The following is a 5803-nucleotide window of genomic DNA, read 5'->3' as shown; positions in this document are numbered from 1 at the left end:
AGCCCGGCCAGGGCGGCGGCGCCGAGCGCGGCCAGGGCGGCCCGGTCGCGGCCGGCCAGGGCGTCGAGGACGGCCGACATGAAGGAGTCGCCGGCGCCGACCGTGTCGACGACGGCGACGGCGGGAGCCCCGGCGGCCACCGTGTGCTCCCGGGTCACCGCCAGCGCCCCGTCGCCGCCCCGGGTGACGAGGACGACGGCCGGGCCGAGCGCCAGCCAGCGGGCGGCCACCGCCTCCACCGGCTCCCCCGGGTACAGCCAGGCCAGGTCCTCGTCGCTCGCCTTCACGAGGTCGGCGAGGGCGACGCACCGCTCGACCCGGGCGACGGCCGGTCCGTGCTCCCCCATCAGCGCGGGCCGCACGTTCGGGTCGTAGCTGACGGTGGCGGCGGGCCGCAGCCGTCCGGTGAGCGCGAGCACGGTGGCGGCACCGGGCTCGGTGACGGCCGCGATCGAGCCGAGGTGGACGTGCCGGACCGGTTCCGGGGTCGCGGGCGGCTCCTCGGCGGTGAGGGTCCAGGCGATGTCGAAGGCGTACGCCGCCTGCCCGCGCCCGTCGAGGGTGACGACGGCCGAGGGCGTGCGCGCCGGGACGCCGCCGATCGCGAGCCGCACGCCGGCGCCGGTGAGGTGGGCGGCGATGAGCCGCCCCGAGGGGTCGTCGGCGAGCTGGGTGAGGAGGGTCGCGGGGCGGCCGAGGCGCGCGAGGCCGTAGGCGACGTTGGCGGGGCTGCCCCCGGGGTGGACGACGTCGGCGGCGCCGGGGCCGCGCACGATGTCGGCGACGCACTCGCCGATCACCAGGAAGGACATCGGGTCTCACGGCTCCTTGGCGTAGGTGTCCTGGAAACGTCGCTGATCATCCGAGCGCTCCCCGCGGACCGCGGGGTACGGCGCGGGTTCCGTCCTCGTGGGCGGCGGAGGAGCGGAATGATAGCCAATCAGGCCGACGGCCTGGTCGCACGGTTCGCGGGCCCGGCCGGAAGGGCGTGGTCACGCGTTTCGAACCCGCCCGTCGGTCCGACGCCGGGCGCGAGTGACAGCCGGTCCCCGGCCGGTGTCACCTATCTTGGGCGGGACGGGCCCCGACGGGGCGCGCGTCGACGGCTCGCGGGTGCGGGGAAGGCGGACGGGGTGGAGACGATCGGTACGGACGAGGGGCTCGACGTCCTCGGCTTCGACGGCGGCGGCGAGCTGGAGGCGTGGCTCGCGGAGCACCACGGCGACACCCCGGGCATCTGGCTGCTGCTCGGCCGCAAGGGCGGCGGCCTGCCCTCGCCGACGGCCGACGACATCCTGGACCTGACGCTGGCCTACGGCTGGATCACCGGCAAGCGCAAGGCCCGCGACGAGCGCTCCTACCTCCAGAAGATCACCCCGCGCCGGCCGCGCAGCCTGTGGTCGCAGGTCAACGTCCGGCAGGTCGAGCAGCTCCTCGCGGACGGCCGGATGCGCGAGCCGGGGCTGGCGGAGGTGCGGGCGGCGCGGGCCGACGGCCGGTGGGAGGCGGCGTACCCCTCCCAGAAGGACGCCACGGTCCCGGACGACCTCGCCGTCGCGCTCGCCGCCCGCCCGGAGGCGGCCCGCGCCTTCGAGGCGCTCGGGAAGACGGACCGCTACCTGGTGATCCTCTCCCTGTGGCAGGCCCGTACGGCGAAGACCCGCGCGGCGCGCGTCGAGCGGGCGGTGACCCGGCTGGCCGGGGGCACCGCGTAGGGGCGGATCAGGCGCGGCGGCGGTAGAGGACCTGGCGGGCGCCCCACTCCTCGAAGGACTCCTCGTGCTCCAGGCCGACGGCCTCCAGGAGCCTGCGGGAGCGCGCGTTGGCCTCCTGGGTGACGGCGACGACGCTCGGGACGGTCTCCAGGGCCCGGGCCACGGCGGCGGCCACGGCCTCGCGGGCGTAGCCGCTTCCCCAGTGCTCGGGCAGGAACTGGTACGACACCTCGGTCTCGCCCCCGTGACCGGCCGGTTCGACGGTGACGAGTCCGAGCACCGCGCGGTCCTCGGCGCGGACCACCGCGTGGAAGCCGGGCGCGCCGACGATCCGCCGCTGCCGGATCCGCACGACGGACGCGATGACCGGCCCGCCGAGGTGACGCCGCACCTCGGGGTCGGTCCACAGCCGGGTCACGGCGGGCAGGTCCGCACTCCGCACGGGCCGCAGCTCCAGCCGCTCGGTGCGGAGCGCGGCCGCCGGGTGCCGGGACGGTGTGACGGTCATGGTCCGATCATCGCAGGCCGGGGGCGGTTCAGGTGGCGGACGAGCCGGGGGGCCTGCCGGCGGGCCCTGCGGCGCCCCGGCCGCGGACGAGCGGGAGGTAGACCTCGTCGACGATCTCGACGAGGACGTCGTCGGGGGCGCTGGGCACGCCCCGGACGACGAACTCGTTGCGGAGCAGCACGACCGCGACGGTGGCGACCCTGGGGTGCAGGGCCTCGGGCGCGGCCTCGCCACGGGCGACCGCTCGGCCGAGGACGGTGAGCCAGGGCGCGGCGGCGGCCTCGCCCGACCGCTCCTGGAGCGAGGCCAGGAACTCGGCGGCCCCGCCGGCCGCGGCGAGGAGTTCGCGCAGGACGGCGCCGAGCGGGGAGCTCCAGTGCCGGTTGGCCTGGCGGAGCAGCTCCAGGGCGTCGCCGCGCAGCGTGCCGGTGTCGGGGACGGGCGCGGCGGTGGCGAGCCGCTTGTACGCGGCGGTGCCGAGGGCCAGGCGGTGCGGCCAGCGGCGGTAGAGGGCGTTCTTGTTGGTGCCGGCGCGGGCGGCGACCTTGTCCATGGTCATGCCGGCGAAACCGGACTCGACGAGCTCCCGGGCGGCGGCGTCGAGGATCGCGTCCTCCAGCGCGGCGCCGCGCCGCCGGGTCCGCCCGGGTTCCGTCCGTCCCGTCATCGCCACCCCTTCCGGTACCGGTCGTACCGCCCCATCTTCCTTGCCGACCGCGAACCCGACCAATTAAGGTACGCCGCGTACCTTAATCATGGAGAGGGTGAGCACGCATGCGCGCCAAGGGGATCAGCTACGACACCGGGTTCGTGAAGCACGGCCGGAACGCCCGCCGCGCCTTCGAGCCGGAGACCGTCCGGCGGGAACTGGGGATCATCCGCGACGACCTCGGCTGCACGGCGGTCCGCGTGATGGGCGGCGACCCCGACCGCGTCGAGCTGGCGGCCGGGTACGCGGCCGACCTGGGCCTGGAGGTCTGGTTCTCGCCGTACCCCCTCGAACGCACCCCGGCGGAGATGCTCGCGCTCTTCGCCGACTGCGCGGAGCGCGCCGAACGACTGCGGCGGCGCGGCGCCCGGGTCGTCTTCGTCGCCGGTGCCGAACTCAGCCTGATGAACCCGGGGTTCCTGCCCGGCGAGGACACCGACGAGCGGATCGCGGTGCTCGGCCGCCCGGACGAGCTGCGGGCGGCACTCCCCGCCGTGCGGACCCGGGTGAACGCCTTCCTCGCCGAGGCGGCGGCGGTCGTCCGCGCCCGCTTCGGCGGCCCGGTCACCTACGCCTCCGTCCCCCTCGAAGGCGTCGACTGGACGCCGTTCGACCTGGTCTCCGTCGACGTCTACCGCTCGTCGGCGATCGCCGAGGGTTTCGCCGCGGCGGTGCGCGGCATGGTCGCGGCCGCCGACGGCAAGCCGGTCGCCGTCACCGAGTTCGGTTCGGCCTGCTACCGGGGCGCCGGCGACCGGGGCGCGCTCGGCCTGGAGGTCGTCGAGTACGACGCGTCCGGCCCGGTCCGGCTGACCGGGGCGTACGAGCGGGACGAGGAGGGTCAGGCCTCGTACGTCCGCGAACTCCTGGCCGTCTTCGACGCGTCGGGCGTCGACGCCACCTTCGTCTTCACCTTCGCGCTCCACGACCACGTGCACCGCCCGGACGGCGACCCGACGGCCGACCTCGACCTGGCGAGCTACGGCGTGGTCAAGGTCTACGAGGACCGCGAGGGCACCCGCTACCCCGGGCTGCCGTGGGAGCCCAAGGCCGCCTTCGACGCGGTGGCGGAGTACCACCGGACGCACTGAACGCCCGGCGGCGCCCCGTCAGCCCCGCATCCGGCAACCTCACGCCTTCAGCAGGGCGCGGACGGCGTCCCAGTCGGCGTCCATCGGGGCGACGGCCGCCCGCCCCGTCGCCACGTCCTTGTAGCCGCTGGAGGTGACGACACAGACGACGGGCCCCTCCTCGCGCGCCGGGTCCGGCCCATGCGCGCGCAGACCGGCGAGCCCGGCGGCGGCGGAGACCTCGCACCAGATGCCCTGTGCTGCCAACTCCGCCTGGGCGGACCGGAACTGCTCCTCCGTCACCGTGCGCGCAGCGCCACCGGTGCGGCGGACGGCCAGCACGCCCCGGTAACTGTTCACCTCGCAGTCGATGGCGTACGCGGCGGTCGGGCCGACGGGCACGCGCGCGGCCGGACGGCCGGTCCGCAGTGCCTCGGTGAGGGCACCGGCCGCGGCGGGCTCCACGCCGTACATCCGGGGCACGCCGGCGGTCACTCCCAGCCGGGCCAGCTCCTCGAAGCCCTTGGCGACCCCGAACAGCAACTCCCCGTAACCGGTGGGGACATGCACGGCGGCGGGGGCCCGCCCGAGCGCCAGGGCGATCTCGTACGCGATGGTCTTGTACCCCTCCGGCCCGAACGGATGTCCCGTGTGCGCGGAGTCCGTGACGCTGCTGACCGACTGGAAGCCCAGCTCGTCGACGATGCGCCGCATCAGGGGCCGCACGGAGGGATGGGGGACGGTCAGCACCGTCGCGCCGTAGGCCCGCAGGTGGGAGGCGACGGCGGGCGGCGCGTCCGGCGAGGTGAACACGGCGCACGGCAACCCCGCCCGGGTCGCGTACGCCGCGGCGGCGGCGCCGTGGTTCCCGGAGGAGGAGACGACGATCCCGCGCGCGCCCGAGGCGACGGCGGCGCTCACCGCCACGCGGTTCAGCCGGTCCTTGTGGCTCCACGTCGGATTGCGCGACTCGTCCTTCGCCCACACCCCGTCGGCCAGCTCCACCAGCGGCGTGTTCCCCTCCCCCAGACCCGGCGCGGCCAGCGGCGGCAGCAGCGGCGCCCACCGCTCCAGACCGTGCGCGGCGGGTCCGGCGAAGAGGTCCGCCGGCACCTCGTCGTAGGCGTAGTCGACCTCCAGCGGGTACGCCACCTCCTCCGTGGACGTCACCGGACACCCGGCGGTCAGCGGCGGCCAGAGCGGATGCCGGACGGTCGGATCGGCGAGCGACCGCTGCGCGCGGGCGAGAGACGTCACGAGGAACCCTTCTGCTGGTACGGACCCGGCCCGTCCGGGTCAGCGGGAGTGCATCCGGCGGCGCAGGGCCTCCAGGGCGCCGGGGCGGCGGCCCGGGACGCGGCGGCGCAGGGCCACCAGGGTGGGGCCGAGGGCACGGGCGCGGGCAGGATCCGCGATCTGCTCCCACTGGTGGTGCGCCCGGTCCACCGCGCCCTCGACGTCCCGGTCGTCCGGCTGCTGGCGCAGCCCGAGCCGCGCCTCGGCGACCGCGAGCCACAGCTCGCAGCTGCGGGCGGGCTCCCCCGCCAGCCGCGCGAGGTCCGCCCGCACCTCCATCCAGTGCACCGCCTCCCCCGACCGCGGCCCGAACCGCCGCAGCGCGTCCCGCTCCCACGCGGCCGCCATCTCCGCCGCCTCGGCGTGCCGTCCCGCCATCGCGGCCGACAGGATCGCCGGATGCGGATCGTGCGCGGCGGGCTCGGCGGGTGCGGGAGGTGCCGCGGGCGCCGCGGGGGCGGCGGACGCCACCGCGCCGTAGCCCGCCCGGCGCGGGTCGACGGCC

6 protein-coding genes and 1 pseudogene are annotated in these 5803 nt (G+C 76.5%); 2 read left to right on the top strand and 5 right to left on the bottom strand.

Annotation, left to right across the window (positions count from 1 at the left end; genetic code table 11):
- The coding region (locus IE321_RS40385) for a carbohydrate kinase family protein (RefSeq protein ID WP_190226616.1) at positions 1 to 812 on the bottom strand (812 nt) is incomplete at its 3' end.
- 321 nt (positions 813 to 1133) lie between these two features.
- Here IE321_RS40385 and IE321_RS40380 point away from each other — a divergent pair.
- Positions 1134 to 1715: a YdeI/OmpD-associated family protein gene (locus IE321_RS40380; protein ID WP_372470312.1), complete on the top strand. Its 582-nt coding sequence runs from the start codon at positions 1134 to 1136 to the stop codon at positions 1713 to 1715.
- 7 nt (positions 1716 to 1722) lie between these two features.
- Here the strand turns inward: IE321_RS40380 and IE321_RS40375 are convergent, their stop codons facing one another.
- Both IE321_RS40375 and IE321_RS40370 read right to left on the bottom strand, forming a co-directional pair.
- Positions 1723 to 2223 (bottom strand): GNAT family N-acetyltransferase, encoded by a 501-nt coding sequence (locus IE321_RS40375; protein WP_190226614.1) that lies wholly within the window; start codon positions 2221 to 2223, stop codon positions 1723 to 1725.
- Between the two features lie 28 nt (positions 2224 to 2251).
- Positions 2252 to 2890: a TetR/AcrR family transcriptional regulator gene (locus tag IE321_RS40370; protein ID WP_190226613.1), complete on the bottom strand. Its 639-nt coding sequence runs from the start codon at positions 2888 to 2890 to the stop codon at positions 2252 to 2254.
- Between the two features lie 107 nt (positions 2891 to 2997).
- On the opposite strand from IE321_RS40370, the gene IE321_RS40365 reads away from it, so the two are divergent.
- A complete protein-coding gene (locus IE321_RS40365; RefSeq protein WP_190226612.1) occupies positions 2998 to 4023 on the top strand; it encodes a glycoside hydrolase family 113 protein in 1026 nt (341 codons plus the stop codon).
- 39 nt (positions 4024 to 4062) lie between these two features.
- Here the strand turns inward: IE321_RS40365 and IE321_RS40360 are convergent, their stop codons facing one another.
- Both IE321_RS40360 and IE321_RS40355 read right to left on the bottom strand, forming a co-directional pair.
- The gene (locus tag IE321_RS40360; protein WP_226652973.1) at positions 4063 to 5259 is read right to left on the bottom strand and encodes a threonine synthase; all 1197 of its coding nucleotides are present in this window, start codon (positions 5257 to 5259) and stop codon (positions 4063 to 4065) included.
- 39 nt (positions 5260 to 5298) lie between these two features.
- A pseudogene (locus IE321_RS40355) lies at positions 5299 to 5803 on the bottom strand (hypothetical protein); the annotation flags it as partial.

The organism is Streptomyces hydrogenans, assembly GCF_014656075.1.
GTDB lineage: Bacteria > Actinomycetota > Actinomycetes > Streptomycetales > Streptomycetaceae > Streptomyces > Streptomyces hydrogenans.
The sequence above is the reverse complement of the archived record's forward strand: the minus strand, read 5'-3'. Positions and strand labels throughout refer to the sequence as shown.